We start from the raw sequence: 26,558 nt of genomic DNA on the forward strand, positions 1-26,558 counted from the left end.
GTGGCCCGCTCGCGGGGTCAGTTCAGCCCGAAGCCATGGATCTCGGCCAGGGATGCGATCGAGGCGACCTGTTCCAGCGTGACATCGCCGCGCGAGAAGCTCGTGCCGCGCCCGTCCAGTCCGAGCAACGCGGTTTCCGCCATGCAGGCAAACACGGTCTGGTCCGCAAGCCCGAACTGTTCGAACAGCATGGTGTTGTCCGGCGGCAGGGTCACCCGGGAGCCATGTATGATCTGCACGTCATCGCGATCGCGCGCAACCGCCGGCGCGATGTCGGACGGCACCGAAACGTCCAGGATCACCTTGGGGCCGGGCCCGAGGTGGTGCGGAAAAATGATCGGTTCGGGGCTGTTGGTGGCGGTCACGATCACATTGCAATCGCGCAAAGGATCAAGGCTATCGGAAACCGACACCCGCGTGCTGGCCCCGTGCCGCGCCGCGTCGCGGTGCAGGGTCGCGGCGAGGTTTTCCAGCCGGTTGCGCGATCCCGCCCGGCCGAACAGCGTGAGCTCGGAGAATTCCGGCGCGATCCGCCTTGCCACGGTCTGGCCGATGTTGCCGTTCGCGCCGACCACACCGATCTTGGCAGGCCGATTGCCAAGGTGACGGCCGATCGCGCGCTGCAGGCCGACCACGCTCGCGGCGACGGTCAGCGCGTTGCCCGTCGTCACGCCGATCCGGCTGTCATCGACCCGGCGCCCGTTATGCGTTGCGATCGACAGGAAGCCGCCCAACCCGACCGCAAGGCACCCGTCATCGGCGAAGGCATCGACGGCGCCTTGAACCTGGTCGACGATCCACTGGCTCTCGCCGCTTCGCATTGCCGCTTCGATCGTCCTGGTCGATGCGAAGACCGATTTGAAGTGAACCTCGACCGCCAGCCCGGACGCGGTCACGATCCGGGCGATCTGGACCGGTTCGGGCCGGCTGAGCGGAGCGAAGCGCGCGTTGAGATCCTGCCGGTCGGCCTCGGTCAGCCGCGCCCAGCTCGGATCCCATCGCAGCAGCCGCTCGTCGTCGGCAACATGGATCAGAAACCCCACCTTGCGGGTATCTTCCCGCGCGGGGGCAAGCGGCGCGGGCAGCGGGTTGTCGCGGCAGTCAACGCTTTCGGCCAGCCATGATGCCTTGTCCAGAAGGTGGCTGACCAGGTAGGCGCCATCGCAATCGCGCAACGCGACCAGGGCCGCCTCCAGCGCCTCGACAAAGGCGTCGAGCTGGTGATCGGACACGAAGGCCGATGGCTGCAGCCGCAGCGTATCGGGAGAGGAAAGCGGCGTGGCGACACGGATGTTGAAACGGGCGAGCAGGAAGGAACAAACGAGCGGGCCAAGCAGCCTCTGCGCGGCCGCACTCCTCAGAACACCGGACGGAAAGGCCCGATCGCCATTGATCTCCAGCCCCTGCATCAGCCCGACGCCGCGCACCTCGCGGACCACATCGGGATAGTCGCGCGCGAGCCTGTCGAGACGGGCGCGCAACCGCGCCCCGACCTGCGGCACCCGGCTGGCAAGGTCTTCGGACTGCGCAACATCGAGGGCGGCCAATGCCGCGCGCGCCGAAAAATCGTCTTCCGCAAAGGTCGAACTGTTCAGGATGCCGAAGCCCGGCTGGTATCGCCGCCTGCGGATCATCAATGCGCTGATCTTGGCGATACCGCCCCCGAGGCTCTTGCCGAAGGTGTAATAATCCCCGACCACGTCCGATCCGGTCGCGGCGGCGAAAGGGCCGCACCGGTAGAACCCCGACTGGATCTCGTCCAGAACCAGCGGGAACCCGTGTTCGTCGGCCAGCGCGCGCAGGGTTTTCAGAAAGCCCGGGTCGAGCGGCTGAATCCCGCCCTCCCCTTGCACGGGCTCGACGAAAAGCCCCGCCGCGAGCGAGAACGGCTTTCCAGACCGGGTGCGCATCAACCCGTCGACAATCTTGCGCGCCGCAACCGGGTCATTGCGCGGTATGGTTTGCACCGAAAGCCCGAATGGCGCCTTTCGCCAATAGGCCAACCGGCCGATCGAGAGCGCGGCGAGGGTCTTGCCATGGTAGGAGCCCTCGATCGCCAGAAACACCGGTTCGTTCCCGGCCACGGACTGCGGATCGCTCACGTCGAGCCCGGCGCACTTCGCTTTCTCGATGTATTCAAGGACCGCGTGTTTCAACGCGCCCTCGATGGCTTCCGACCCCGAATTGGCGAAAGCGACCGCATACTCGTCACCGGTTTCGCCCGCCAGGGTCTCGTTCAGCCGTCGCGCCAATGTTCCGCTCAGCCCCCGGACCGCCCCTTGCGCGTGAATGGGACGTTCCGTGGCAAGGGCGGAGATCGCCGCGTGGCGAACCTTCGGGTGATTATGCCCGAGCAGGCATGATCCATAGCCCCCCACGAAATCCAGAACTTCCCGGGCCTGCCCGCTTTCGTCAACCGCCGTCAGAACATCCCCGCGGGCGTGGATATAATCCATGTCGAGGTCGAGCAGCGGCAGAAGCCGGGTGAAGTCGGGGCGCACGAACCTTGCATAATCGGCCGCGCTCGGCTCCGGAAGGTCGGCCAGCTCATCCGGCGGATACCCGGCCTGCGCGGCCGTCGGCGAAGCGTTCGCCAGTGCCGGGCCGGGCGCTGGGTCAGGTGTGGGCAAGCCAGCGCGCGGAGCGTCATCCTGCGGACTATCGGCGGGCTGGTCGAGATTGATCTGCGGCAGCAACAGGCGCGCCAAGCCCGACAGGCTGGTCTCCGCGTCGATCGCGTCCATTGGCAGGGCGACGCCGGTTTCCTCCTCCACCATCATCCCGAATTCGAGCCCGGCGAGACTGTCGAAGCCGGTATCGACCAGGGATCTGTTCCGGTCGATTTCCTCCATGCCCAACCCGAGGACGGCACCGAGCTTGTTCGCCAGATAGGTTTCCAGCACGGATGGGCGATGGCCCGGATCGGCTGCCACCAGGTTGGACAGGATCGCCGAGGTCGGCCCCCGCGCCTGGCTCCCCGGCGCTGACCGGGACGGATAGAGATCCCGGCACACCGGCAAGCCGGCCACCGGCGGTGGCGGTTGATCGGCCACGCGCGGCGCGAACCGGGCCGCGACGAGGTTCGGGGTATCGCCGCCTATCGCCTTGAACAGCGTGGCCAGGCCATCGGTTGGTGTGAAGCTGCGCAGCCCCAACCGCTCGAACCGGTCCGCCGTGCCGGGACTGGCCTTCGCCATCCCGCCTTGCCAGGGGCCGAGATTGATCGACACCGCCGGCAGGTTCTCGCCCGCGCGGGCCCGGCACAGCGCGTCGACCCCGGCGTTTGCCATCGCGTAGGCCGCCTGCCCCGGCGAGCCCAGAACCGTGGCCACCGACGACAGGCACACGAAGCTCTGGATGTTTCGTGACCGGGTGAGCCGGTCGAGCACGCGCGCGCCTTCCACTTTCGGACGCCAAGCCCGGGCAAGGGCGCCGGCGTCGAGATCGGCGATCACCCCGTCGGCCAGAACCCCTGCGCCGTGAAACAGGTGAACAATATCCAGACCGGCCGCGTCGGCCCGCGCGAAAACCCCGGCCATGGCTTCCTCGTCGCCAACATCCGCAGCACAGCTCAGGAGCCTGACGCCGCGCGCTTCGAGCGCCGCCAGCACATCGGCGGCCGCCGGTCCCGGCCCCGACCGCCCGACCATCACCAACCCGTTCACGCCCGCGTCGGCCAGTTGGCGGGCGAGCGCCAGGCCAATGTCACCAAAGGCACCGGTGATGAGCGCGCTGGCGACGGGCGGCGCGGCCACCGGCGGGTGACCGGCCTTGTCGCGCGCAATGCCGGGGATCGTCAGCACGACCTTGCCGATATTGCGGGCGCCGGCCATGTACTGGAACGCCTCCGCCGCCGCATCCAGCGCAAACACCTTGCGCGGCAGCGCCGATAGCTGGCCCGCCGAAACAGCGCCCGCCACCTCGGCCAGAACACGCCCGGCCTTTTCCGGGGCAAGACCGAACAGAAGTTCCATGTCCAGAGTGTGAAAACTGACCGAGCGATGGAACGGGCGCATCCGCAACCCCCGGTTCTCGACGATGTCACGTTTGCCGATGTCGACGAAGCGCCCGAACGGGCGGAGCAGCCCGAGGCTTGCCTCGAGCGCCGGACCGGCAAGCGAATTCAGAACAACGTCGACGCCTTGCCCATCGGTGGCGTGCATCACCGTGTCGACGAAGCCCAGATCGCGCGAGTTGCCGATGGTCTCGATCCCGAGCCCGGCGAGATAGGCGCGCTTTTCCTCGCTCCCGGCGGTTGCGATGATCCGCGCCCCGAGGTGCTGGGCGATCTGCACCGCCGCCAGCCCGACGCCCCCGGCCGCGGCATGGATCAGAACGGTCTCGCCGCGCGACAAGCCGGCAAGGTCGACAAGACCATACCAGGCGGTCGTGAAGGCGATCGGGATCGTCGCGGCCGCCTCCGGCTCGATGCCAGCGGGGATCGGCACGACGGCCGCGCGCGGGGCCACCACCATGGTCGAAAAAGCACGCGGCGCAACCGCCATGACGCGGTCGCCGATCGACAGGCCGGTGACGTTCTGCCCGAGTGCGCGCACCACCCCGGCGCATTCGTCCCCCATCCAGAGACTTTGCCCCGGCCGGTTCGGGTATTGCTTCAGCGCCTTCAGGACATCGCGGAAATTCAGACCCGCGGCCTGCGGCGCGATCAGCACGTCATCGTCGCCCATTGCCGGGCACGCCATCGGCACCACGGCGAGGTTGGATATCCCCGGCTTCATGCCAGGGTCGAGGGTGCGTTCGCCGGTCGAGGCCGGGGCAGGCGACCACGGGCGCTCGGGCGGGGCCACGGGATCGAGCCGCAGGGTCTTCAACGCGCCGTCCCGCCAGATCAGATCGCTTTCGTCCGGCCGCGCCACCGCCGCCTTCACCGCCGCGGCGATATCCGCGGCTTCGGCCCCGGGCGCGACCACGAGGTTCGTGGCCCGCAGCCGCGGGCTTTCGTTGGTCAGAACGCGCACCGCGGCCTGCACGGCCTCGGCGGCGATCTCGCTGCCCGCGTCGCCCCGCTCGGCGGGCCGGAACAGCGCGACCACGCGGGCAAGCCCGCCGTCCGCCTCAAGCGACTTCAGCAGCGCCAACGCCGTTTCCGCAAGAACCAGAGGCTCGGCGCAGTCACCGCCGGCAAAATCAAGCACCACGAGGGCTGCGGCAGGCGAAGCCCCCGCGCCGTTCGCATTGCGGCCGGAATCGTCCAGCAGCGCCGCGAGCCGGTCCGCGAGGTCACCCGGCGTCAGCGCATGGATATCCCAGCCCTCGTGCCACGCGTCGGCCGCGCCGGGCGCCATGGGCAGCGCGGTTTCCGCCAATGCGAAGAGCGGGCCCGTGGCCGATGGCAGGCCCGGCGCCGAGCCGATCCGCTGGATCTGGAAATCGCGCAGGCTCAGGCAAAGCCTGCCTTCGCCGTCGAAGAACGACAGATCAAAGGATTTCCGATCAGGAAACAGGGGACCATCGACCAGCGAGGCCTGAACGCGTGCCTCCGTTGGCAACGGGCGGTGCAGCACGAGACGTCCAAATCCCGTCGGCACCCAGGCCCCCGCCGTGTCGCCCCCGTCAACGGATTGAAGCGCCGCCGCCACGACCTGGAACCCGCCGTCCAACTGGCAGGGGTTGAGCGCGGCGCCACCGAGGGCGGCAACCTCGGGCGCCCCCACCCAGGCCTCGGCCCGCCCGGGCACCGCGGCGAGGCGGTCCACCAACCGGAAGGCGGCCCCGTATTGCAGGCCCGAATCCGCGAGGGCGGTGTAGAAATCATCCGCCCGCCGCGCCACCGCACCCGCCAGCGGCGCCGGTTGCTGGCTACCGGCGCTCTGCTCGCCATTGGTTGGCGCCGTGGCCCGGGCATGGGCCACGATCCTCGGCGCTCGGTCGCCGGTTTTTTCGAAGGTGACGACGAGATCCCAAACCCGTTCTTGCAGCTTCAACGCCGAAACCAGCAGCCGCGCGCCGTCGGTATCGGCCAGGGGCACCATGTCGGGCAACGCGCTGTCTTCGAGTTCGACTTGCGCGCGGCCGGCCAAGCTCCGGGCGGCGCGCAGCATCAGGTCGACGTAGAGCGCGCCGGGCACAACCGGGCGACCGCGCACCACATGCTGTTCAAGCAAGTCGCGAACGCCGGCGCGATCGAAGTCGAACCGCAGAACCGCGTCACTCCCCCCGCCCGGCGCATCGGGCTCGGCCGGGGCGGGCACAGTCCCGGTTCCGAACTCGAACCAGTAACGGGCGGTGCCAAAACGGTAGGGCGGCAGATCAACCGGCCGGCCGAGCGCGGCGGCTGGCAGCAAGCGCGACCAGTCGACAGCCGCCCCCCGGGCATAGGCCGCCGCCAGCCCGGTCAGAAAACCCGTCCGCGTGTCCCGGTTCGCCTTCAGGGCCGGGACGACCGCGTAAGGGCGGGTTTCATCGTTCAATCCGTGCAGCCAGGCCGACAGGATCGGGCGCGGTCCGATCTCGACCACGCAGCCCGGATCGTCCGCCTGCAGCGCGCGGATCGCGCCCTCGAAATCGACCGGTTCGCGGATTTGCCGGGTCCAGTAGGCGGCATCCATCGGCGCATCGGCATCCACGACCGCCGCCGAAACCGTCGACACGATGGGAATGCGCGGAGCGTTGAACGTGAGGTTGGCGATCTCGGCGCGAAACGGTTCCAGCACCGGCTCCATCTGCGCCGAATGAAAGGCGGCAGAAACCGCAAGCCGTGCCGCTTTCAGATCGGGCGCGGCCGCCGCCAGTGCTTCGATCCGGGCGATATCGGCGACGGGACCGGAGAGCGTCACGCTGCCCGGCGCATTCCTGCCCGAGACCGACACCTCCGGGTAGGGGGCCGCGATCTCGCCCACGAATTGCGCAACCGCCGCGCCCGGCCCCGTGAGCGCCAGCATGCCACCGCGGCCGGGTGCTGCGGCCATCATCCGCGCCCGCGCGAGAACCAGCGTCATCGCGGTGTCCAGGTCCATCACGCCGGCAAAAGAGGCGGCGGTGATCTCGCCGAGGCTGTGCCCGACCAGAACATCGGGCCGGACGCCCATCGCCTCCCACGCCCGCGCCAGCGCCAGCCCGGTGGCGAACAGGGCCGGCTGCGCAACGGCGGTGTCTTCCAGCCGGGCAGCGGCCTCCGCATCGGTCGCGAGGATCGCCTCGAGAATGGCCGGGCCGCCCCTGTCGCGCGAGGCCGCGTCACAGGTTTCGAGCACCTCGCGAAAGGTCGGCACGGCCGCGAACAGATCGGCGCACATGCCTGGAAATTGCCCGCCCTGCCCCGAAAAGCAGAATGCCAGCTTGCGTTGCGTGCCGGCGGGCTCGGGCGACTTGCGCGCGACCATGGCGTCGAGCCGGGCCAGCAGATCGTCGCGGCCATCGAACACCACTGCCTGTCGCAGCGCATGACCGGCCCGCCGGCGGGCCGCCGAGGCGCATAATCCATCGAGATCGAGTGCGGGGGTTTGATCCACCAGATCGCGATAATCCGCGACCGTCTGCGCGAAGGTCTCGGCGGAATGGCTCGAGATCGGCAGCACCTTCGGCCCGGGCGCCTGACGCGCCGCTTGATGCGGTGCGGGGCGGGCCTCCTCCACCACGATATGCGCATTGGTGCCGCCGAAGCCGAAACACGAGACCCCGGCCCGCAGCGGCCCCGGTTTCGCCTCCAGAAGGGTGGTTTCCCGCGGCAGCCGGATGCCGGCATCCGCGCCGATCTCGATCGGTTGATCGAGAAAGGCCAGCCCCGGCACCGCGCGCGCCTCGAGGCTCTTGACCACCTTCATCACCCCGAGAAGCCCCGAGGCGGCCTCGAGATGGCCGAAATGCGGTTTTGCGGCCCCGATCAGAACCGGCCCCTTGGGGCGAGGTGGCCCGGAAAACACCGCCTGCAGGGCGTCAAGCTCGATCCGGTCGCCAACCTTGGTGCCGGTGCCATGGGCTTCGAGAAAATCGATCTCGGCGGTCGCGAGGCCCGCGTTTTCCAGCGCCGCCTCGACGACGGCCGACTGCATCGCGCCGTTCGGCGTGGTGATGCTGAGCGTGCGCCCGTCCTGATTGACGGCGGAGCCGGTGATCCAGGCGCGCGCGGCCTGTCCTCGGTCGCGCAGGACATCCTCGCGCGACAGCAAGACCACGACGCAGCCTTCCGAGCGCACGTAGCCGTCGGCCTTTGCATCGAAGCTCTTGCAGCGCCCGTCGGGCGCCAGCATCCGGGCCTTTGAAAACGAGATCGTCGACAGCGGTGAAACGATGACGTTCACGCCACCGACGAGAGCGTGGTCGCATTCGCCGTCGAGCAGGCTTTGGCGGGCGAGATGCAGCGCGACCGACGCCGAGGAACAGGCCGTGTCCACGGCAAGGCTCGGACCGTTGAAATCGAAAAAATGGCTGATGCGGTTGGCCGCGATGCTGTGCGCCGCGCCAAGGCCCGAATAGGCATCGACCTCCAGCATTTCCGTGTCGAGCAACTGGCGCTGGAGATAATCGAAAGTCGAAACCCCGACGAACACCCCGGTGTTCGTCCCCTTGAAGTCGTTCGGATCGAAGCCGCCGGCCTCGATGGCCTGCCAACTGGTCTGCAGGAGCAGGCGCTGCTGCGGGTCGATCAAACGCGCCTCGCGGGCCGAGATCCCGAAGAAGGCCGCGTCGAAGGCGTCGATCCGGTCGAGGTAGCCTCCCAGCTTGGGCAGCGACTGGACCCTGGCGTTCTTCTGCTCGGCGATGCGCTGGCGGGTCTTCCAGCGTTCGTCCGGCGCAGCGGTGATCGCCTGCCCGCCCGACAGCATCAGATCCCAGGCCGCGTCGGGACTGTCGGCCCCCGGCAAACGGCAGGCCATTCCGACAACCGCGACGCGCCTGCATGTCCCGGGCCTGCTGCCCGTCGGTTCGTCCTGCAGTGAGGCCCCGCGATTGTTCATGATTTCACGATGTTGCACCGGGCTGTGAAGGTCAAGAACCGGGGGGCCTGGCGGTCTTATTCCCGCTGGACATGAGGCCACCCGCCAATAAGGTGCGAAAATGGCAGCGACCCGACACGTTGAGCTTAAGGTGACGGACTTCCGGGGCGATCCCGCCGAAGCGGCCGCCTTCGTGAGCCGGTGCTGGAGCGCACAATTCCCAGAAACGGTGAGTTGTTCGCAGTGGGACGCCAATGACTTCGCCTGGCAGGTATTCGCGCAACCCGAGAACATCATTCTCGGGGCCTATGCCGGCGCGGATCTCGTGGGCTTCGTCTATGGCGAGCCCGTCGATGTGCTTTGGCGCGGCCGACCGGTGCGCGCGATGTTTTCGTCGGTGCTGGCGGTTGATCCGGCCTGGAAAGGCAAAGGCATTGCCAAGGCCCTGGCGCAAACGCTGGCGGGGCGTATGCGCGCGGCGGATCTCGCCTTCATCTTCGGGTTCGCCGTGCCCGGATCGGGCAGCCTGGGGCCGAAGTTCTGGCAAGGGTCGCAAGGCGCGCTGCGGGCGGTCGGCATCCGCCCCTGGATCCGGCCGTTGAACAGCCGCGCCCTCGCAACGGCGGCGGGTGCGCCGGCCGAACGCATCGCCGCAAGGTTCGCGGCGGCCACCGGCTTTGGCGGGCCGCCGCACGGCGCCGTCGACGGGGTGCGCCCTTACGAACCCCACGACCTCGACACCTGCCGCGCGCTCCTGATGCAGGCCGAATCCGATGCCGATCTGCGCTACGACTGGACACCGGAGCGGCTGGCACTCCAGCTTTCCTTCCGGGGCATTCCCTCGACCTGGGTTTATGACGACGGCACCGTGCGCGGGTTCGTCAACGTCCACCCCGTGCGGCTGCGGGGCCGCGCGCCGTTTTCCGCGGGGCAGATCAACCACCTGGTCGCCGATCCGCCGGCGCAACGGGTTTCGGCCGTCCTGATGCGGGCCGCGCTGCAGGGGATCGCGGCGGCCGGCCATGCCCTCGCCATCTGCCCGGACTCGTCTTCGGCCACGCTGCCGACCCTGCTGCGCACGGGGTTTCTGCCCTTCGTGCGGCGATACGATTGCCTGTTTCTATTCAACGCGCCGCAGTTGGATTTATCGGACCTCAAACGCGTGAAACTTCAATTGCGCTGACCTTCACGCCCTATTCCTCCCCGCGCAGCCGAAAGCGCTGGATCTTGCCCGTTCCGGTCTTGGGCAGGCTGGACACGAAGTTCACCCGGCGTGGATACTTGTAGGGCGCAATGGTCGTCTTCGCATGGTCCTGCCACGCCGCGGCCAGGCCCGGGCCGGGGCGTTGGCCGGCCGCGGGCCCGACGAAGGCCCCCACGATCTGCCCGCGCGCCTCGTCCGGGGCCCCGACGACCGCGCATTCAAGCTCCGCGGGATGCGCGAGCAGGGCCGCTTCCACCTCCGGGCCGGCGATAGTGTAGCCCGCCGACAGGATCATGTCGTCCGACCTTGCCAGGAAGTGAAACACCCCGTCCTCGTCGCGCCTGAACGTGTCGCCGGTGATGTTCCAGCCCGCCTGCACGTAGTCGCGCTGCCTGTCGTCCCCGAGGTATCGGCATCCGGTTGGCCCACGCACCGCGAGCCGCCCCGGCGTGTTGGGCGGTTGCTTCTGCATCCGGTCATCCACGATCCGGGCCTCGTAGCCGCCACCGCGCCCGCTTTGAGCACCGCGATCCAGCACGCGATCATCGCGGGCGTGTTGCCGCCGAGGGTCAGAACCCGATTACCGGGCAGGACGCCGAAGTCATCGGCCAGCACCCGGGCGATCCGGTTTGTCCAGTCGGCGAGCTCCGCGTAGGTGAACACCCTGGTCTTGCCGCGCAACGCCACGCGCCGGCCATGTGCGGCGGCAACGAGCTTGTCACTCAACTCGGCCCCCCCGTTCAGCCAGACGGGGTATTCGGGGCCGCCCGTCAGCGCGGGCCAGTCGTCCGGATCGGGGAGATTGTCCCGGGTGAAGGTGTCAACATGAGCACTCGGTCCCAGCATCCGGTTTGGCCCCTCCGGTTCGATCCACAACCTCGGCGGGGCGTGCCGCGCGTTCCTCGCCCGCCCCGCAGCAGGATCGGCGCCACGTGGAAAAATACTAGCCGGGAGAGGCCCCGGGCGCAAACGCGGCGGACCGTGGCCGCGCCGCGGGTTTCGTTGCCTGCCGGGTGGCTGTGCACTACGCTGATCGCGCAAGGTGGCCCCGGCCGCCCAGACGTTTCATTGACCAAAGGAGCCGGGCCATGGCGCCACGACATGTTGTCCATCACATTCCGGTCTGCCCGTTTTCGCAACGTCTCGAGATCCTGCTGGCCCTGCGCGGGCAGCGCGACGCGGTGGAATTTCGCGTCGTCGACATCACCCGGCCGCGTGATCCCGACCTGCTCGCCCTCACCCGGGGCACCACGGCGCTGCCGGTGCTGGTCACCCCCGATGGCCGCGTCCTCAAGGAAAGCCTGGTGATCCTGCGCTATCTCGACGAGATCCTGCCCGGCGAGCCGCTGCGCCGGGCCGACCCGTTCGAACACGCGGTGGAATCCATGCTGGTGGCGAAGGAAGGCCCGTTCACCACCGCGGGCTATCTCTTCGTGTTGAACCAGGACCGCGACGCGCGCGCGGCGCACCGGGACCGGCTGTTGCGCCTCAATCGCGAGATCGACGATTTCCTGTGCGAACACAACCCCGAGGGCACCTTCCTGTTCGACCGGTTCGGGCTGGCCGAGGCGGTGTTCACGCCGATGTTCCAGCGCTTCTGGTTTCTCGACTATTACGAGGGGTTCGACCTGCCCGACGAAGAAGGCTTCGCGCGGGTGCGCCGGTGGCGCGCCGCCTGCATGGCCACGCCCGCGGCGGGCCAGGTTTGCGAGGAAGAGATCGTCAAGCTCTACTACGACTATGCCCAGGGCGCGGGCAATGGCGCGCTGGTGGCGGGGCGCAACGTGTCGAGCTTCGTCTTCGATCCGCACTGGCGCGACAGGCCTTGGCCACCGCGCGGCAAGTATGAGGGGTCGGCGTCGGACGAGGCCCTCGGCCTCGCCGGCTAGCGGCGGGCATGGAGCGGCGGTTCAGCCCTCGTCGCCCTCCGCCACCCAGGCCACCCGCGCGCCGGACTTGGTGCCGGTGACCACGCCGAGCGACTTGAGCTTGCGGTGCAGCGCCGAGCGTTCCATGCCGACGAAGCTCGCGGTGCGGCTGATGTTGCCGCCGAAGCGGTTGATCTGGGTAAGCAGGTATTCGCGTTCGAAGGCCTCGCGCGCCTCACGCAGCGGCAGGGTGGCGAGCGCGGCGGGCAGAACCACGTTGCCGCCCGCGCCATCCTCGCCGCCGGTGTCGACCTCGGCCAGCTCCGCCGCCGCGATCTCGCCGGCGCCGTCGCCGAGGATCAGCACCCGTTCGATCACGTTCTTGAGCTGGCGCACGTTGCCCGGCCAGTGCATGCTTTGCAGCATCGCCTTGGCCTCGTCCGAAAGCTTGCGCAGCGGCAGGCCCTGCGTGGCGTTGAACACGCGGATGAAATAGCCTGCAAGCTCGGGAATATCCTCGCGCCGTTCGGCCAGCGGCGGCACCTGGATCGGCACCACGTTGAGCCGGTGATAGAGCTCCTCGCGGAACCTCTTGGCGGCGATCTCGGCGGTGAGGTCGCGGGTCGTGGACGAGATCACCCGCACGTCGACGTTGACCCGGTCGGCCCCGCCCACCCGGGTGAAACTCTGCTCCACCAGAACCCGCAGGATCTTCGATTGCGTGCCCAGTGGCATGTCGGCCACCTCGTCGAAATAGAGCACGCCGCCATGCGCTTCCTCGAGCAGCCCCGGCTCGATGCCGCGCTCGGCGCCCTCGCGGCCGAACAGAACCTCCTCCATCCGGTCGGGCTCGACGGCGGCGGAATTGACCACCACGAAGGGCCCGTCGGCGCGTTCGCCGCCGCCGTGGATGATCCGCGCCGCCAGTTCCTTGCCCGACCCCGCCGGGCCGGTGAGCATCACCCGCCCGTTCGAGCGCATGACCTTCTCGAGATTGGCGCGAAGCGTTCGGAACGCGGCCGAGGTGCCGATCATCTCCACCGGCCCGTTGTCCTTGCGCTTCAACTCGACGTTCTCGCGCCTGAGCCGCGAGGTTTCCATCGCGCGCGCGATCACCACCATGAGCTGGTCGATGTTGAAGGGCTTCTCGATGAAGTCGTAGGCGCCCTGCTTGATCGCCGCCACGGCGATCTCGATGTTGCCATGGCCCGAGATGATCACCACCGGCACCTGCGGGTGCTCGCGCTTGACCATCTTGAGGATGTCGATCCCGTCCATCGCGGAATCCTTCAGCCAGATGTCGAGGATCATCAGCGCCGGCAGTTCCTTGGCCACCTCGGCCACCGCCTCGTCGGAGGTGCCCGCGAGACGGGTGGTGTAGCCCTCGTCCTCGAGGATGTCCGAGATCAGTTCGCGGATGTCGCGCTCGTCATCGACAATCAGGATATCTGCCATCTGTTTCCCCGTTTCCCGTCGCTCTCGTTACATCACTCGGCCGCGTCGCGGGCCTGGTCCACCGGCCGCACCGGCAGCCGCACCACGACGCGCGCGCCGGGCCGGTCGGTGCCGCCGAACATCTCGGCATCGAGCAGGTGCAGGCTGCCGCCATGCTCCTCGATGATCTTCTTCACGATCGGCAGGCCCAGCCCGGTGCCCTTGTCGCGGGTCGTCACGTAAGGTTCGAACAGCCGGGCCCGGTCGGCCGGCAGGCCGATGCCGTTGTCGGAAATCTCGATCACGCCCGCGCTCACATCTTCCCCCGTCTCGCGCCACAGCCGCACCCGGACGATGGGCTGGTGCCCCTCCGGAGCCTCGCCTTTTTCGTGAAGCGTTTCAATCGCTTCGCCGGCATTTTTTATGAGGTTCGTGAGCGCCTGTCCGATCATGGTTTCGTCCAATTCGGCGAGCATCTCGCCCTGCGGCAGATCGGCCTCGATGGTCACCCCGTCCTGCCCGGCCTGCTGCAACGTCACCGCCGAGCGCACGAGGCCGGCGAGATCGGCCGGCTTGCGGTCGGGTTCGGGCATCCGCGCGAACTTGGAGAACTCGTCGACGATCCGGCGCAGATCCTCGGTCTGGCGCACGATCACCCCGGTGAGGTTTTCCAGGTCCTCGGCGTCGGGCTCATCCAGCTTGCGGCCGAACTTGCGCTTGATGCGCTCGGCGGAGAGCTGGATCGGGGTGAGCGGGTTCTTGATCTCGTGCGCGATCCGGCGCGCCACGTCGCCCCAGGCGGCCATGCGCTGCGCGGTGACGAGATCGGTCACGTCGTCGAAGGCGATCACGTAGCCCTCGATCGCGCCGGTGTCGGAGAAGCGCGGCGCCATCCGCACCAGCAGCCGTTCCTGCCGCCCCATGCGGCTGAGGCCGAGCTCTTCCTGAACCCGCTCGCCGCCGACATTGGTGAGCCGGTCGAGCAGCGGCGCGAACTCGGGCACCACGAGGCCGAGATCGGCATGTTCCGGCTCGCTGCGGTCGAGCCCCAGCATCGCCTGCGCGGCGCGGTTGAGAAAGGTGATCCGGCCATCGGCGTCGAGCCCGATCACCCCGGCCGTGACCGAGGCGAGCACCGAATCGAACAGCCGCCGGCGGCGCTCGATCTGGTCGGTGTTCTCCAGCAGCCGGTCGCGCTGAAGCTTGAGCTGGCGCGTCATGCGGTTGAACAGCCCCGAAAGCTGCTCGATCTCGTCGCCGGTCTCCTCCTCGATCACCTGCACGTCGAGGTCGCCGGCCCCCACCCGCTCGGCGGCGAGCGCGAGCCGGCCCACCGGCCGCGCGAGGCGTTCGGCGAACCACATGCCGAGCCAGGTCGCCGCCAGGATCAGGATCGCGGCGAAGCCGAGGTAGATCAGCCCGAACTCGAACAGCACCTGGCTGCGCTGGCTTTCGAGCTGCTGGTAGAAGCGCACGGTTTCCTGGGTTTCGTCGAGCAGGTTGAGGATCTCGCCGTCGACATCGCGCGAGACGTAGAGGAAATGGTCGGCAAAGGCGTCGAGCCGCACCAGCGCGCGGAACTCGTCGATATCCCAGTCCTCGATGATGACGGTTTCGCCGGTCAGCGCGGTCTCGATCGCTTCCGCCGGCGGGCGTTCGTAGTCGAACAGGTAGGAGCGGTCGCCGCGCAGGCGGATCTCGCCGGTGCCGTCGATGATGTAGGCCTCGCGAAGCCCCCGCTGGATGCGGCCCTGCGCCTGCGCCAGCGCCTGCCGCAATTGCGCATCGGAGAGGAACACGTTGGCCTGCTTGGACAGGTTGAGAAAGGCCGCGACCGCCTCGGAATCCTGTTCGAGGCCGACGCGATGCTCTTCCTCGTAGGCCTGCGCGGCGGCGAGCGAATTGCCCACCACCCGGCTCACCCGGTCGGAAAACCAGCCCTCGAGCCCGACGTTGACGGTGAGCACCGCGAACACCGCCACCAGCACGGTGGGCAGGAGCGCGAGCAGGGCGAAGGCGCCGGTCAGCCGCAGGTGCAGCCGCGAGCCCGCCGACTTGGCGCGGCGCGCGCCCACCATCCGCACCAGCCCGATCAGCACCAGCGCCGCGACGGTGAGAACATAGACGAAATCGGCCAGCAGCACGAGCCGGAGGGCGTTGGATTCGACCCCCTGGTCGAGCGGTCCGAGCACCAGGTAGGTGAGGACGGCCAGGGCCGGGCCGAGCACCACGATGCCGAAGGTGAGCGCTGCGCGCGCCTGCCGCATGCGCCTGAGCCGCGCAAGGCGCTCCCACGTCCATCGCTTCGAATCGCTGCCCGCCACGTGACCCCCAAAGAACACCGCGCATGGCCAAGCCGCCGCCCTGCGGCGCATATGCCACGGCTGTGGCCCTTTTACATCAACTTGCGGCGGCGTGTCACCTCGATTCCCAGCTCGGTGATCTTCTTTCGCAGGGTGTTCCGGTTGATGCCGAGAAGATCGGCGCAGCGCGCCTGGTTGCCGCCGGTGGCATCGAGCGCGATCTCGATCAGCGGCACCTCGATCTCGCGCAGCACGCGCTGGTAGACACCGGGCGGCGGCAGCGAGCCGCCGTGCAGATCGAAATACCGCTTGAGATGGCGGGCGACCGAGGCGCCGAGGTTCTCGGCCTCGTCGAGCGCCACCATCGGGCCGCCCGAAGGCGCGCCGAGCGTCGCCTCGACCTCGGCGCGCGAAATCTCGGCCTCGGTGCCGGTGACCATCAGCCGCTGGATGGTGTTTTCCAGCTGGCGCACGTTGCCGGGCCAGGGATAGGCGCGCAGCACCTCCGCCGCCTCATCCGACAGCGCGCGCGGCGTCATCCCGTCGCGTTCGGCGCGCAGCAGGAAGTGCTCGGCCAGCGCCGGAATATCCTCGATGCGCTCACGCAGCGACGGCACCGGGATGGTGACGCCGCCGAGGCGATAGTAGAGATCCTGCCGGAAGCCGCCCGACTTCAGCCGCCGGGCAAGATCGCCCTGCGAGGTGGCGAGGATGCGCGGGGCGTGGTCGGTGAGGCTGTCGAGCATCCGGGTGATGCGGGCCTGGGCGTCGGCGTCGAGATCGCCGATCTCGTCGAACAGCAGCGTCCCCTGCCCGACCTTGGCGAGCAGCTTCGCCGGGCCTTCCATCGGCACCAGGTCGTCGGGGGTGGCGACGACGAAGGGCAGCGAGCGGCGATCGGAGAAATCGTGGATCGCGCGCGCGATCAGGCTCTTGCCGGTGCCGCTTTCGCCGGTGATGAGCACCGCCAGTTCGGTGTTCATCACCCGCGCCACCAGCCGGTAGAGCGCCTGCATCGCCGGGGTGCGGCCCACCAGCGGCAGATCGGCGCTCTGCCCCACCGCCTCGGCGCCGTCGCTGCGCCTGGGCGGCGGCATCCGGCGCTTCTGTTCCAGCGCCCGGGCGGCGCGCTTCATCAGGTCGGGCAGGTCGAAGGGCTTGGGCAGGTAGTCGAAGGCTTCCTTCTCGGCGGCCTGGATCGCGGTCATGATCGTGTTCTGCGCCGAGATCACGATCACCGGCAGATCGGGCCGCATGTGCGCGATCTCGGGCAGCGCGTCGAGCCCGTTGCCGTCGGGCATGACCACGTCGGAAATCACCAGATCTCCCCGCCCCTCCTCGACCCAGCGCTTGAGGGTGACGAGCGACGAGGTCGCATGCACCCGGCAGCCGGCGCGGGTGAGCGCCTGGGTTAGCACGGTGCGGATCGTGCGGTCGTCGTCGGCAACGAGGACGGTGCCATCCATCGGGGTTTACTCCTTGTCTTTCGGGGCGACCGGCAGCGAGATGCGAAAGCGCGTCTTGCCCGGCACGCTGTCGACGGAAATCCAGCCGTCATGGTCGGAGATGATCTTGGAGACGAGCGCGAGGCCGAGCCCGGTGCCGTTCTCGCGCCCCGAGACGAAAGGCTCGAACACCTGCGCCGCGATCTCCGGCGGCAGGCCCGGGCCGTCGTCGCAGATCTCGACCTGCAGCGGCAGGCCCGCGCCGCTGCCATCGGGGCGCCTGAGCCTGAGCGCGTGATCGTAGAAGGAGCGGATGCGGATCGTGCCGCCGCCCTCTCCGGCCGCCTCGGCGGCGTTCTTGAGCAGGTTGAGAAACACCTGCATGAACTGGTCGGGGTCGACGTAGGTGGGCGGCAGCGAGGGATCGTAATCCTCCACCAGCCGCATCTTGGCAGCAAAGCCCACCTCGGCCGATTTCTGCGCCCGGTCGAGCAGGTCGTGGATATTGACCACCTGGCGCTCGGGCGGGCGCAGGTTGCCGAATTGCTCCACCTGGTCGAGCAGCGCCACGATCCGGCGGCTCTCGGTCACGATCAGGTCGGTCAGTTCCAGGTCGTCGCCCTTGAGGCCCATCGACAGGAGCTGCGCCGCCCCGGTGATGCCCGCGAGCGGGTTCTTGATCTCGTGCGCCAGCATCTCGGCCATGCCGATCGCCGAGCGCGCCGCCGACTTCACCCCCATCGACTTGCCGAGCCGCACCGCGAGGTTGCGCGGGTGCAGCAGGATCAGAACGTCCTCGCCGCCCTGCACGGGCGCGATCTGCACGTTGCATTCCACCGGCGGCGCGTGGCCGGCGCCGACATCGACGTTGTTGATGAACATCGGCCCCTGGTCGCGCCGGACCCGGGCGAAGGCGCCGTCGATATCCGCGTCGATCGCGAGGCGGTCGAGCACCGGCTTGCCGAGCAGCGATTTCATGCTGGCGTTGAGAAAGGATTCGCCCGCCGGGTTGACCTCGAGGATCTCATCGTCGGCGCCGATCATGATCGCGGGCACAGGCAGCGAGGCCCAGAGCGCGTCGTTGTCCATCAGGCGGCCTCCCGTCGCGGGGCGAGCGCGTCGGCGAGCCGGGCGCGGACATGGTCGGGATCGGGCGAAGCGAGCACCTCGCGGCGCAGGCGCGCAGGCGTGCCGGCCTCGTCCATGTACCAGCCGAGGTGCTTGCGGATCACCCGCTTGCCGAGATCGCGGCCGTAGAAGGAGAGCGAGGCGGCAAAGTGCCCGGCCACCATCTCGACCAGCGCCGCGCCCTCGGGCACCTCCGGCCCCGGCGCCCCGGCGAGCGCCGCGCCGATCTCGGCGATGAGCCAGGGCTTGCCGCCGGTGGCGCGGCCCACCATCACGCCGTCGGCCCCCGATTGCGCGAGGGCGGTGCGGGCGTCGTCCGGCGACGCGATGTCGCCGTTGGCGATCACCGGAATGCTGACGGCCTGTTTCGTCGCCGCGATCGCCGCCCAGTCGGCCCGGCCCTTGTAGAACTGGCAGCGGGTGCGACCGTGGATCGTGATCATCCGCACCCCCGCCGCCTCGGCGCGGGCGGCGATGCCGGGCGCGTTGAGCATGTCGTCATCCCAGCCCAGCCGGGTTTTCAGCGTCACCGGCACGTCGACGGCGGAGACAACCGCCTCGATCAGCCTGAGCGCATGGTCGGGGTCGCGCATCAGCGCCGACCCGGAAAGCCCGCCCACCACCTTCTTGGCCGGGCAGCCCATGTTGATGTCGATAATCCGCGCGCCGTTCGCCGCGACCATGCGCGCCGCCTCGCCGATCCAGTAGGGATCGCGGCCCGCGAGCTGCACCGCCGTGCCCTCGAGCCCGAAGCCCAGCTCGGCGCGTTCGCGCACCCCGGGCTTGGCCTGCACCATTTCCTGGCTCGCCACCATCTCGCTCACCACCAGCCCCGCGCCGAAGCTTTGCACGAGGTTGCGGAAGGGCAGATCGGTGATCCCCGCCATCGGCGCGAGAAAAACCGGGGGATCGAGAGTGATGTCGCCAAGCCTCACGGCCATATGCCTAATCCTTGAGCAGGTGCCTGTCATATAGCGGCGGCACGGCGGGGCCGCAAAACGCCGCGCACATTCCATGGGCGTTTTTTCGCTTCTGCACAATATTTAATCACACAAGCCGGCAGACGCGCGGCCATTGTCCTTGAAAACGGCACGGCATAAACAAGGCGCATGGATATCGCGAGCATCATCGTCGCCGCCGGGCGCGGCACAAGGGCGGGCGGAGACGTGCCGAAGCAGTGGCGCGCGCTGCACGGCCGCCGGGTGGCCGACTGGAGCGTCGCCGCCTTCACCGCGCATCCGCGCATCGGCCGGGTGGTGCTGGTGCTGCACCCCGACGACCTCGGCCAGGCCGAGGGGTTCGACGGCGTGATCGTGGCCACCGGCGGGGCGACGCGTGACGCCAGCGTGCGCGCCGGGCTGGAGGCGCTGGCGGGCGATCCGCCCGGCCTCGTGCTGATCCACGACGTGGCCCGCCCGCTGGTGCGCCCGCCGGTGATCGACCGGGTGATCGACGCGCTGGCCGACAGCGCCGGCGCCGCCCCGGCGCTCGCCGTCACCGATGCGCTCTGGCGCGGTGCGGGCGGCAAGGTGGCCGGCACGCAGGACCGCGCCGCGCTCTACCGCGCGCAGACGCCGCAGGGCTTCCGGTTCAAAGCGATCCTCGACGCCCACCGGGCGCACCCGGGCGGGGCTGCGGATGATGTGGAGGTGGCGCGCGCCGCCGGGCTTGACGTGGCAATCGTCGAGGGCGACGAGGCCAACCTGAAGATCACAACGCCCGGCGATTTCGCCCGGGCCGAGCAACTGATGGGAGAGGCAATGGATATCCGGGTGGGGCAAGGCTATGACGTGCATGCCTTCGAGGCGGGCGAGGCCTGCATTCTCTGCGGCGTCGCGGTGCCGCATGACCGCAAGCTCAAGGGCCATTCCGACGCCGACGTGGGCATGCACGCGCTCACCGACGCGATCTACGGCGCGCTGGCGATGGGCGACATCGGCCAGCATTTCCCGCCCTCCGACCCGCAGTGGAAGGGGGCCGAGAGCCATGTCTTTCTCACCCATGCCGTCGGGCTGGCGCGCGAGAGCGGTTACGAGATCGGCAATGTCGACGTGACGCTGATCTGCGAACGCCCGAAGATCGGCCCGCACGCCGGCGCGATGCGCGCCGAACTTGCCCGGATCATCGGCCTCGACGCGGGCCGGGTGAGCGTCAAGGCCACCACCTCGGAACGTCTCGGCTTCACCGGCCGCGAAGAAGGGATCGCCGCGCAGGCCGTGGCGACGCTGGTGCGGGCATGAAGAAGATCGTCGCCAGCTTCCTCTACGTCGGCTACCTGCGCCCGGCCTCCGGCACCTGGGGCTCGCTCGCCGCCCTGCCCTTCGTCTGGGCGCTGCACGTGCTCGGCGGCCTCATGCATCCGCTCGGCGGCCCGCTCCTGCTCGCCCTCGCCGCGCTCGCGGCCTTCATCGCCGGGCTCTGGGCCACCCCGGCCGTGGCCGCCGAAACCGGCCGCGAAGACCCCTCCGAGGTGGTGATCGACGAGGTGGTGGGGATGTGGATCGCGATGGTTCCGGTCTCGGTCGGCGCGGCGATGATGAACGCCGAGATCCTCGCGCTCTACCCCGGCTGGATCGCGGCCTTCTTCGCCTTCCGGCTGTTCGACATCTGGAAGCCCGGCCCGATCGGCTGGGCCGACCGGCGCGGCGACGCGATGGGGGTGATGCTCGACGACGTGCTGGCCGGCATCCTCGCCGGGGTGGTCACCATCGCCCTCGCGGCGCTCTCGCACCTGTGGCTGATGGCATGACCGACGCCGCCGCGCTCATCGACCTGTGCCGCGACAAGGGGCTGACGCTGGCCAGCGCCGAAAGCTGCACCGGCGGCATGATCGGCGCCGCGCTCACCGATATCGCCGGCTCGTCGGACGTGTTCGAGCGCGGCGTGATCACCTATTCCAACGCCGCCAAGGTGGCGCTCCTGGGCGTGTCGGAAGCCACGCTCGCCGATCACGGCGCGGTGTCGGAGGCGGTGGCGCGGGAGATGGCGGCGGGGCTGCTGGCCCGCGCGCCGGTGGATATCGCGGTTTCCGTCACCGGCATCGCCGGGCCGGGCGGATCGGAGCACAAGCCCGAGGGGCGGGTCTGCTTCGGCATCGCAACGGCGGCGGGCACCCGGTCCGAAACGGTGGAGTTCGGCGCCCTCGGCCGCGCCCGGGTGCGCGCGGCGGCCACCGCCCATGCGCTGGCCCTCGTCGCCGCGGCGGCGCGCGACGCCTGAGCCGGGCGGCGTTTTCCGTACGGAAAACGGCTCGGAAAACGTCCGTTTTCCGCTCCGAAATCCGCAGCGGATTTCGCCCCACCCGCGATGAACAGCCTCACGGGCCGGCACCCCTGGCGCTGCGCGGCGCCGACGCCCCCGCGCAGGCACCTGCCCGCATCGCTACGGGCAGACCCCGCCGATGCTCAGATACTTGCCGTATACCCAGCCTTGCGGCGTGGGCTGGCCCCAGTAGGGCTGGGTGCAGCGGCCCGACATGCAGTAGACGTAATACCAGCTCCCGTTGCGATCCCAGACCGAGATCTCGTCACCGAGATAGAGCTCGCCGTGCTGGGCGTAGTTGGAGCCCGGCCCCGAGCGCACCGCGAGGAAGCCTGCGCCGCTGGCATGGTTGTAGTGCGACACCGGCTTCACGCCGACGACATAGCCGGTGCAATCGCCCGCGAGGGCCGGCACCGTGCTGGCCATCAGCGCGATCGCCGCGACCAGCGCGGAGCGGGTGAGCTTGCGTTTGGTGAATTTCATGACAGATCCCTCCTCTGCCTGGCGCGGGCAGTCTCGCGCGCCCGCGCCGGCGCCGCCATGACCTGCGTCAACAGCCCCGGCGCAGCGCCTCGGGCAGCATGTCGGTGCAGGGCCAGCGCCCGGTCATCAGCGCCAGGTCCCAGCCCTGGGTGAGCCCGACCGCCACCATCGCGGCGAAGGCCGGCGCGGGGTCGTACTCGAGCCGGAGGATGCGCGCGCCGTCGGCGTCGAGCCGCAGGTAGCGCCCGCCGCGCCGCCCGTCGTGCGGCGGCAGGCCGATCATCCCGGCGTTGATCCAGCGCAGCCCCGAGATGTCGCGCTCGAAGGCCAGGCCGGCGTGGCCCGCGATCACCGCGTCGACCGGCCCGGCGGCGGCGGCGATGGCCTCGATCTCGCGGGCGAACACTTCCGCCGGCGTCGAGGGCCACAGGAAGCGCGCGGGCGCGGTGCCGCCGCCGTGCACCACCGCGTAGCGCCGCCCCTCATGGGCGAAGACGGCGATATCGGGCAGGGTTTCCATCCAGTCGCGCTGGGCGGCGGTGACCTGCCTGTCGGTGTGGCGCCACCACGCCGCCGCGATCCGCCGGGCGACGCTGCCGGGCGGGTAGCCCGAGCCGCTGTCGGCCGCGCCGGCGGCAAGCTGGCGCTCGATATTGCCGGCCACCACCGTGTGACCGTAGGCGCGGGTTGCGGCGAGGCATTCGGCCGGCTGACCGCCGATGCCGACGATGTCGCCGGTGCAGATCAAGCGGTCGCCCGGCACCCCCGCCCGGCCCGCCTCGCGCAGGAGCGCGCCGAGCGCGGCGAGGTTGGCGAGCGTGCCGCCATAGGCGATGACAGGGCCGCGCAAAGTGCCCAGATCTGCGATCCTCATGCGGCCCTCCCTTGAAACGCAGGCCCCGCCCCGCCATAGAAGGACAACCTCCATCGAAAGACAATGCTGATGACGCCCGACGCCACCCCCGCCCTGTTCGACACCGCCTTCTGGTTCACCGCCGCCGCCATCGCGGCGCTGCTGGTTCTGTCGGCCTTCTTCTCCGGGTCCGAAACCGCGCTCACCGCCGCCTCCCGCGGCAAGCTGCGATCGCGCGCCGACCGGGGCGATCGGGGCGCCGGGCGCGCCCTGGCGATCACCGAGGACAACGAACGCCTGATCGGCTCGGTGCTGCTCGGCAACAACCTCGTCAACATCCTCGCCACCTCGCTCGCCACCGCGTTGCTCACCCGTCTATTCGGCGAGAGCGGGGTGGCGCTTGCCACGCTGGTGATGACCCTGCTGGTGCTGATCTTCGCCGAGGTCCTGCCGAAGACCTACGCGATCACCCGGCCCGAATCCGCCGCCGCGCTGGTTTCCGCACCGATCAGGGTGGCGGTGCTGGTGTTCTCGCCCTTCGTCTCCGCGGTGCGGATGCTCACCCGCGGCCTGCTGAAGATCTTCGGCGTCAAGACCGATCCCAACGCTCACCTGCTCGCGGTGCGCGAGGAGATCGCCGGGGCGCTCACCCTCGGCCATTCCGAGGGCACGGTGGAGAAGGAAGACCGCGACCGGATTCTCGGCGCGCTCGACCTCGGCGACCGCACGGTGGACGAGATCATGTTGCACCGCAGCCAGATCGAGATGATCGACGCCGAACTGCCCGCGGCGGAAGTGCTCAAGCAGGCGCTGGCCTCGCCGCATACCCGGCTGCCGGTCTATCGCGGCGAGCCCGAGAACATCGTCGGCGTGATCCACGCCAAGGATCTCAGCCGCGCGATGTATGCCGTCGTCGACAGCGCGGCGGGCGCGGCCGACCGGGCCAGCGCCTTCGCCGACTTCGACATCATGCAGGTGGCGATGGAGCCCTACTTCGTGCCAGACACCACCCCGCTCGACGACCAGATGCGCAACTTCCTCAAGCGGCACACCCATTTCGCGCTGGTGGTGGACGAATACGGCGCCTTGCAGGGGCTGATCACGCTCGAAGACATCCTCGAGGAAATCGTCGGCGAGATCACCGACGAGTTCGACACCATCGCCGCCGAATCCGGGCTGACCCGCAAGGACGACGGCAGCGTCATCGTCGACGGAACGATGACGATCCGCGATCTCAATCGCGCGCTCGACTGGTCGCTGCCGGACGAGGAGGCCAACACCATCGCGGGCCTCGTGATCCATGAATCGCAGATGATCCCGAACGAGGGCCAGACCTTCTCGTTCCACGGCTACCGCTTCGAGGTGCTGACCCGGGTAGAAAACCGCATCGCGACGCTGCGGGTCCGCGCGCTCTGAGCGGCGCGCGGCGCCTGCCCGATTCCTGCCGCAATTTCACCGAGTGTTTGTGGTCGGCGCGAAGACGGCCACAAGATATCGCGGGGCGCGCGTTTCCATTCCGCGCACAGCGCGTTTCCGCCCCATTTTCGCCACCTTTTCCCTTTCTCCGAATCGGTTTGCCCCCTACCCCTGTAAGGGCCTGGGGGGGCGTAACGGTGAGAGCGTATTGCCTTGGGAGACAATACCAATCCAACCGTCCGTTCGTTGACTCGAGCAGACGAGCCGCACTGGCGACGGATGTGGTCGGCCTACCTGGCGTTCTACGAGTCGGACGTGAACGAAGCGGTCTTCGAGACCACCTTCGCCCGCCTCCTCTCGGACGATGAGCCCCAGTTCGCGCTTATCGCGGAAGCCGCCGGCCGGCCCGTGGGGCTCGCGCATATCATCTTCCACCGCCACAACTGGAGGATCGAAGATGTCTGTTACCTGCAGGATCTCTACGTCGATCCGGCCCAGCGGGGGCTCGGCCTCGGCCGGGCGCTGATCGAGGCGGTCTATGCCGCCGCCGACGCCCGCGGCGCGCCGTCGGTCTACTGGATGACGCTAGACTCCAACGAGACCGCGCGCAGGCTCTACGACCGGATCGGAGAGGTGACACCGTTCATCAAGTATCAGCGGGGGGCGATACGATGAAGATGCAACGCGGGTTGATCGTGGGGGCGATCATGATCCTGGGGCTGGCGGGCTGTTCCGCCGAGCTGCCGCAAGGGGAACTGACGGAACGGGAAGTGACGTCACGGCAGATTTCGGTTCCGGCGCAATTGCCGCCGATGAACACCTTCGCCAGCTCCGGGATCGAACGCCCCAAGCGCCCGAACCGCGAGATCGCGGCGGACTTTCTCGATCTCGCCTTCAGCCTCGAAAGCGGGCGCAGCCTGCCGGTTCTGACCCGCTTCGAGGGGCCGGTGACGCTGGCGGTGACCGGCAAGGTGCCGGCAAGCCTGCAAACCGATGTCGAGCGCCTGCTGCGCCGCCTGCGCGCCGAAGCCGGGATCGACATCCGCCAGGTCGAAGACGCGCCGGCCTCGATCACCGTGGTCCTGATCGGCAAGCGCGAGATGCAGCGCCTCGTGCCGAATGCCGCCTGTTTCGTCGCGCCCAACGTGTCGAGCTGGTCGGAATACAAGGCCGCCCGCCGCACACCGCAGACCGACTGGACCCGGCTCACCGAGCGCCGCCGCATGGCGGTATTCATCCCCGCCGACGTGAGCCCACAGGAGGTGCGCGACTGCCTGCACGAGGAAGTCGCCCAGGCGCTGGGGCCGGTGAACGATCTCTACCGCCTGCCCGACAGCGTGTTCAACGACGACAATTTCCACACCGTGCTGACCGGCTTCGACATGCTGGTGCTGCGCGCCTTCTACGCGCCCGACCTGCGCTCGGGGATGACCCGCGCCGAGGTGGCCGGGCGCCTGCCGGCGCTGCTCGCGCGGCTCAACCCCGACGGCGGCTACGGCGTGCCACGCCCGACCGGCCAGACCCCCGATGCCTGGAAAGAGGCGATCGAGGCGGCGCTCGGCGGATCGGCCAGTGCCCCGACCCGGCGCGACGCCGCGCGCCGCGCCGTCGACCTCGCCCGCGTCTACAACTGGCGCGACAACCGCCTTGCCTTCTCGCTCTTCGCGCTCGGCCGGCTGAATCTCGGGGTGAACTCCGATATCGCGCTGGCCGCCTTCCACGAGGCCGAGGCGATCTATCGCGCCTCGTCGGTGACGACGCTGCACGCGGCGCACATGGGGGTGCAGCTCGCCGCCCATGCCCTCAGCCTCGGCAATGCCGAAACCGCGATCCGCATCGCCGACAGCCACCTCGACGCGGTGATGCGGGCCGAGAACGCCGCGCTTCTGGCCACCTTGCTGATGATCAAGGCGCAGGCGCTCGAATTCCAGGGCCGCGACCCCGAGGCGCAACTTGTCCGTCTCGACAGTCTCGGCTGGGCGCGTTATGGCTTCGGCTCGGAGGCCGCGGTCGGCGCGCGCCTGGAACAGATCGCCGCCATCGCGCCGCGCGGTCGCATCTGATAGCGGGGGCTGCGCCCCCTGGCCATGGGGGGGCTGCATGATCATCCTCGCGTTCGCCCTGCTGGGCGCTGTCATCGGTGGCTTTCAGGCCCGCTCACGCGGCGGCAAGCCGCTCGACATCGCGCAATACGCGGTGTCGTATTCGCTGGCGTTCGCGATCATCGGGCTGTTCATCACCGTGTTCCTGCTGCGCGGCTAGGCGC

General features: G+C 69.2%; 17 protein-coding genes and 1 pseudogene. 9 read left to right on the plus strand and 9 right to left on the minus strand.

Going from position 1 to position 26,558, the window contains the following annotated elements; all coding sequences use genetic code 11:
* Window positions 1-17: 17 nt before the first annotated feature.
* Window positions 18-8,918: a type I polyketide synthase gene (locus tag IEW01_RS09000; RefSeq protein ID WP_268236811.1), complete on the minus strand. Its 8,901-nt coding sequence runs from the start codon at window positions 8,916-8,918 to the stop codon at window positions 18-20.
* Between the two features lie 100 nt (window positions 8,919-9,018).
* Here IEW01_RS09000 and IEW01_RS09005 point away from each other — a divergent pair, with 100 nt between their 5' ends.
* The gene (locus IEW01_RS09005) at window positions 9,019-10,080 is read left to right on the plus strand and encodes a GNAT family N-acetyltransferase (protein WP_188527274.1); all 1,062 of its coding nucleotides are present in this window, start codon (window positions 9,019-9,021) and stop codon (window positions 10,078-10,080) included.
* A gap of 10 nt (window positions 10,081-10,090) precedes the next feature.
* Here IEW01_RS09005 and IEW01_RS09010 read toward each other — a convergent pair.
* Window positions 10,091-10,947, minus strand: a pseudogene (locus IEW01_RS09010) (AMP-binding enzyme).
* Between the two features lie 242 nt (window positions 10,948-11,189).
* Here IEW01_RS09010 and IEW01_RS09015 point away from each other — a divergent pair.
* Window positions 11,190-11,990 (plus strand): glutathione S-transferase family protein, encoded by an 801-nt coding sequence (locus IEW01_RS09015; RefSeq protein ID WP_188527275.1) that lies wholly within the window; start codon window positions 11,190-11,192, stop codon window positions 11,988-11,990.
* A gap of 21 nt (window positions 11,991-12,011) precedes the next feature.
* Here the strand turns inward: IEW01_RS09015 and ntrX are convergent, their stop codons facing one another.
* The 5 genes from ntrX to dusB form a co-directional block, all read right to left on the minus strand.
* Entirely contained in the window at window positions 12,012-13,424 is a 1,413-nt protein-coding gene (ntrX, locus tag IEW01_RS09020; protein WP_188527276.1) for a nitrogen assimilation response regulator NtrX, read from the minus strand.
* A gap of 32 nt (window positions 13,425-13,456) precedes the next feature.
* A complete protein-coding gene (locus IEW01_RS09025; RefSeq protein WP_229738162.1) occupies window positions 13,457-15,670 on the minus strand; it encodes a sensor histidine kinase NtrY-like in 2,214 nt (737 codons plus the stop codon).
* 128 nt (window positions 15,671-15,798) lie between these two features.
* Window positions 15,799-17,172, minus strand: coding sequence for a response regulator (locus IEW01_RS09030; protein ID WP_188527278.1), 1,374 nt, complete (start codon window positions 17,170-17,172; stop codon window positions 15,799-15,801).
* Window positions 17,173-17,178: 6 nt separating this feature from the next.
* Window positions 17,179-18,240, minus strand: a complete 1,062-nt coding sequence (locus tag IEW01_RS09035; protein WP_188527279.1) for a two-component system sensor histidine kinase NtrB — start codon at window positions 18,238-18,240, stop codon at window positions 17,179-17,181.
* On the minus strand, window positions 18,240-19,220 hold the full coding sequence (dusB, locus tag IEW01_RS09040) for a tRNA dihydrouridine synthase DusB (RefSeq protein WP_188527280.1): 981 nt from the start codon (window positions 19,218-19,220) through the stop codon (window positions 18,240-18,242). The genes IEW01_RS09035 and dusB overlap by 1 nt, the downstream gene beginning before the upstream one ends.
* A 168-nt stretch (window positions 19,221-19,388) precedes the next feature.
* Between dusB and IEW01_RS09045 the strand changes: the two genes are divergently transcribed.
* The 3 genes from IEW01_RS09045 to IEW01_RS09055 are packed head-to-tail and all read left to right on the plus strand — an operon-like array spanning window position 19,389 to window position 21,498.
* Window positions 19,389-20,519 (plus strand): bifunctional 2-C-methyl-D-erythritol 4-phosphate cytidylyltransferase/2-C-methyl-D-erythritol 2,4-cyclodiphosphate synthase, encoded by a 1,131-nt coding sequence (locus tag IEW01_RS09045; protein WP_188527281.1) that lies wholly within the window; start codon window positions 19,389-19,391, stop codon window positions 20,517-20,519.
* Window positions 20,516-21,028 carry a phosphatidylglycerophosphatase A family protein gene (locus tag IEW01_RS09050; protein WP_188527282.1) on the plus strand — a complete coding sequence of 171 codons (513 nt, stop codon included), beginning with the start codon at window positions 20,516-20,518 and terminating at the stop codon, window positions 21,026-21,028. Before IEW01_RS09045 ends, IEW01_RS09050 begins: the two co-directional genes overlap by 4 nt.
* Window positions 21,025-21,498: a CinA family protein gene (locus tag IEW01_RS09055; protein ID WP_188527283.1), complete on the plus strand. Its 474-nt coding sequence runs from the start codon at window positions 21,025-21,027 to the stop codon at window positions 21,496-21,498. The genes IEW01_RS09050 and IEW01_RS09055 overlap by 4 nt, the downstream gene beginning before the upstream one ends.
* Window positions 21,499-21,660: 162 nt before the next feature.
* Here IEW01_RS09055 and IEW01_RS09060 read toward each other — a convergent pair whose 3' ends face one another.
* On the minus strand, window positions 21,661-22,023 hold the full coding sequence (locus IEW01_RS09060; protein ID WP_188527284.1) for an SH3 domain-containing protein: 363 nt from the start codon (window positions 22,021-22,023) through the stop codon (window positions 21,661-21,663).
* 67 nt (window positions 22,024-22,090) lie between these two features.
* Entirely contained in the window at window positions 22,091-22,897 is an 807-nt protein-coding gene (locus IEW01_RS09065; protein ID WP_188527285.1) for a metallophosphoesterase family protein, read from the minus strand.
* A 69-nt stretch (window positions 22,898-22,966) separates the two neighbouring features.
* Here IEW01_RS09065 and IEW01_RS09070 point away from each other — a divergent pair, with 69 nt between their 5' ends.
* The 4 genes from IEW01_RS09070 (at window position 22,967) to IEW01_RS09085 (ending at window position 26,554) form a co-directional block, all read left to right on the plus strand.
* Window positions 22,967-24,292 (plus strand): HlyC/CorC family transporter, encoded by a 1,326-nt coding sequence (locus tag IEW01_RS09070; RefSeq protein WP_188527286.1) that lies wholly within the window; start codon window positions 22,967-22,969, stop codon window positions 24,290-24,292.
* A 279-nt stretch (window positions 24,293-24,571) separates the two neighbouring features.
* Window positions 24,572-24,967, plus strand: a complete 396-nt coding sequence (locus IEW01_RS09075; RefSeq protein WP_188527414.1) for a GNAT family N-acetyltransferase — start codon at window positions 24,572-24,574, stop codon at window positions 24,965-24,967.
* Window positions 24,964-26,355 carry a DUF2927 domain-containing protein gene (locus IEW01_RS09080; RefSeq protein ID WP_308418947.1) on the plus strand — a complete coding sequence of 464 codons (1,392 nt, stop codon included), beginning with the start codon at window positions 24,964-24,966 and terminating at the stop codon, window positions 26,353-26,355. Before IEW01_RS09075 ends, IEW01_RS09080 begins: the two co-directional genes overlap by 4 nt.
* Before the next feature lie 37 nt (window positions 26,356-26,392).
* Window positions 26,393-26,554, plus strand: coding sequence for a hypothetical protein (locus tag IEW01_RS09085; protein ID WP_188527287.1), 162 nt, complete (start codon window positions 26,393-26,395; stop codon window positions 26,552-26,554).
* The last annotated feature ends 4 nt before the right edge of the window (window positions 26,555-26,558 follow it).

The organism is Sinisalibacter lacisalsi (genome assembly GCF_014640115.1).
Lineage (GTDB): Bacteria > Pseudomonadota > Alphaproteobacteria > Rhodobacterales > Rhodobacteraceae > Sinisalibacter > Sinisalibacter lacisalsi.

Bases quoted from the DNA above. Each gene is read 5' to 3' on its own strand.
- IEW01_RS09055 (WP_188527283.1), top strand. From the start codon at position 21,025: ATGACCGACGCCGCCGCGCTCATCGACCTGTGCCGCGACAAGGGGCTG.
- IEW01_RS09045 (WP_188527281.1), top strand. From the start codon at position 19,389: ATGGATATCGCGAGCATCATCGTCGCCGCCGGGCGCGGCACAAGGGCG.
- IEW01_RS09085 (WP_188527287.1), top strand. From the start codon at position 26,393: ATGATCATCCTCGCGTTCGCCCTGCTGGGCGCTGTCATCGGTGGCTTT.
- IEW01_RS09025 (WP_229738162.1), bottom strand. From the start codon at position 15,670: ATGCGGCAGGCGCGCGCAGCGCTCACCTTCGGCATCGTGGTGCTCGGC.
- IEW01_RS09075 (WP_188527414.1), top strand. From the start codon at position 24,572: ATGTGGTCGGCCTACCTGGCGTTCTACGAGTCGGACGTGAACGAAGCG.
- IEW01_RS09070 (WP_188527286.1), top strand. From the start codon at position 22,967: ATGACGCCCGACGCCACCCCCGCCCTGTTCGACACCGCCTTCTGGTTC.
- IEW01_RS09005 (WP_188527274.1), top strand. From the start codon at position 9,019: ATGGCAGCGACCCGACACGTTGAGCTTAAGGTGACGGACTTCCGGGGC.
- IEW01_RS09035 (WP_188527279.1), bottom strand. From the start codon at position 18,240: ATGGACAACGACGCGCTCTGGGCCTCGCTGCCTGTGCCCGCGATCATG.
- ntrX (WP_188527276.1), bottom strand. From the start codon at position 13,424: ATGGCAGATATCCTGATTGTCGATGACGAGCGCGACATCCGCGAACTG.
- IEW01_RS09015 (WP_188527275.1), top strand. From the start codon at position 11,190: ATGGCGCCACGACATGTTGTCCATCACATTCCGGTCTGCCCGTTTTCG.
- IEW01_RS09000 (WP_268236811.1), bottom strand. From the start codon at position 8,918: ATGAACAATCGCGGGGCCTCACTGCAGGACGAACCGACGGGCAGCAGG.
- IEW01_RS09060 (WP_188527284.1), bottom strand. From the start codon at position 22,023: ATGAAATTCACCAAACGCAAGCTCACCCGCTCCGCGCTGGTCGCGGCG.
- IEW01_RS09030 (WP_188527278.1), bottom strand. From the start codon at position 17,172: ATGGATGGCACCGTCCTCGTTGCCGACGACGACCGCACGATCCGCACC.
- IEW01_RS09065 (WP_188527285.1), bottom strand. From the start codon at position 22,897: ATGAGGATCGCAGATCTGGGCACTTTGCGCGGCCCTGTCATCGCCTAT.
- dusB (WP_188527280.1), bottom strand. From the start codon at position 19,220: ATGGCCGTGAGGCTTGGCGACATCACTCTCGATCCCCCGGTTTTTCTC.
- IEW01_RS09050 (WP_188527282.1), top strand. From the start codon at position 20,516: ATGAAGAAGATCGTCGCCAGCTTCCTCTACGTCGGCTACCTGCGCCCG.
- IEW01_RS09080 (WP_308418947.1), top strand. From the start codon at position 24,964: ATGAAGATGCAACGCGGGTTGATCGTGGGGGCGATCATGATCCTGGGG.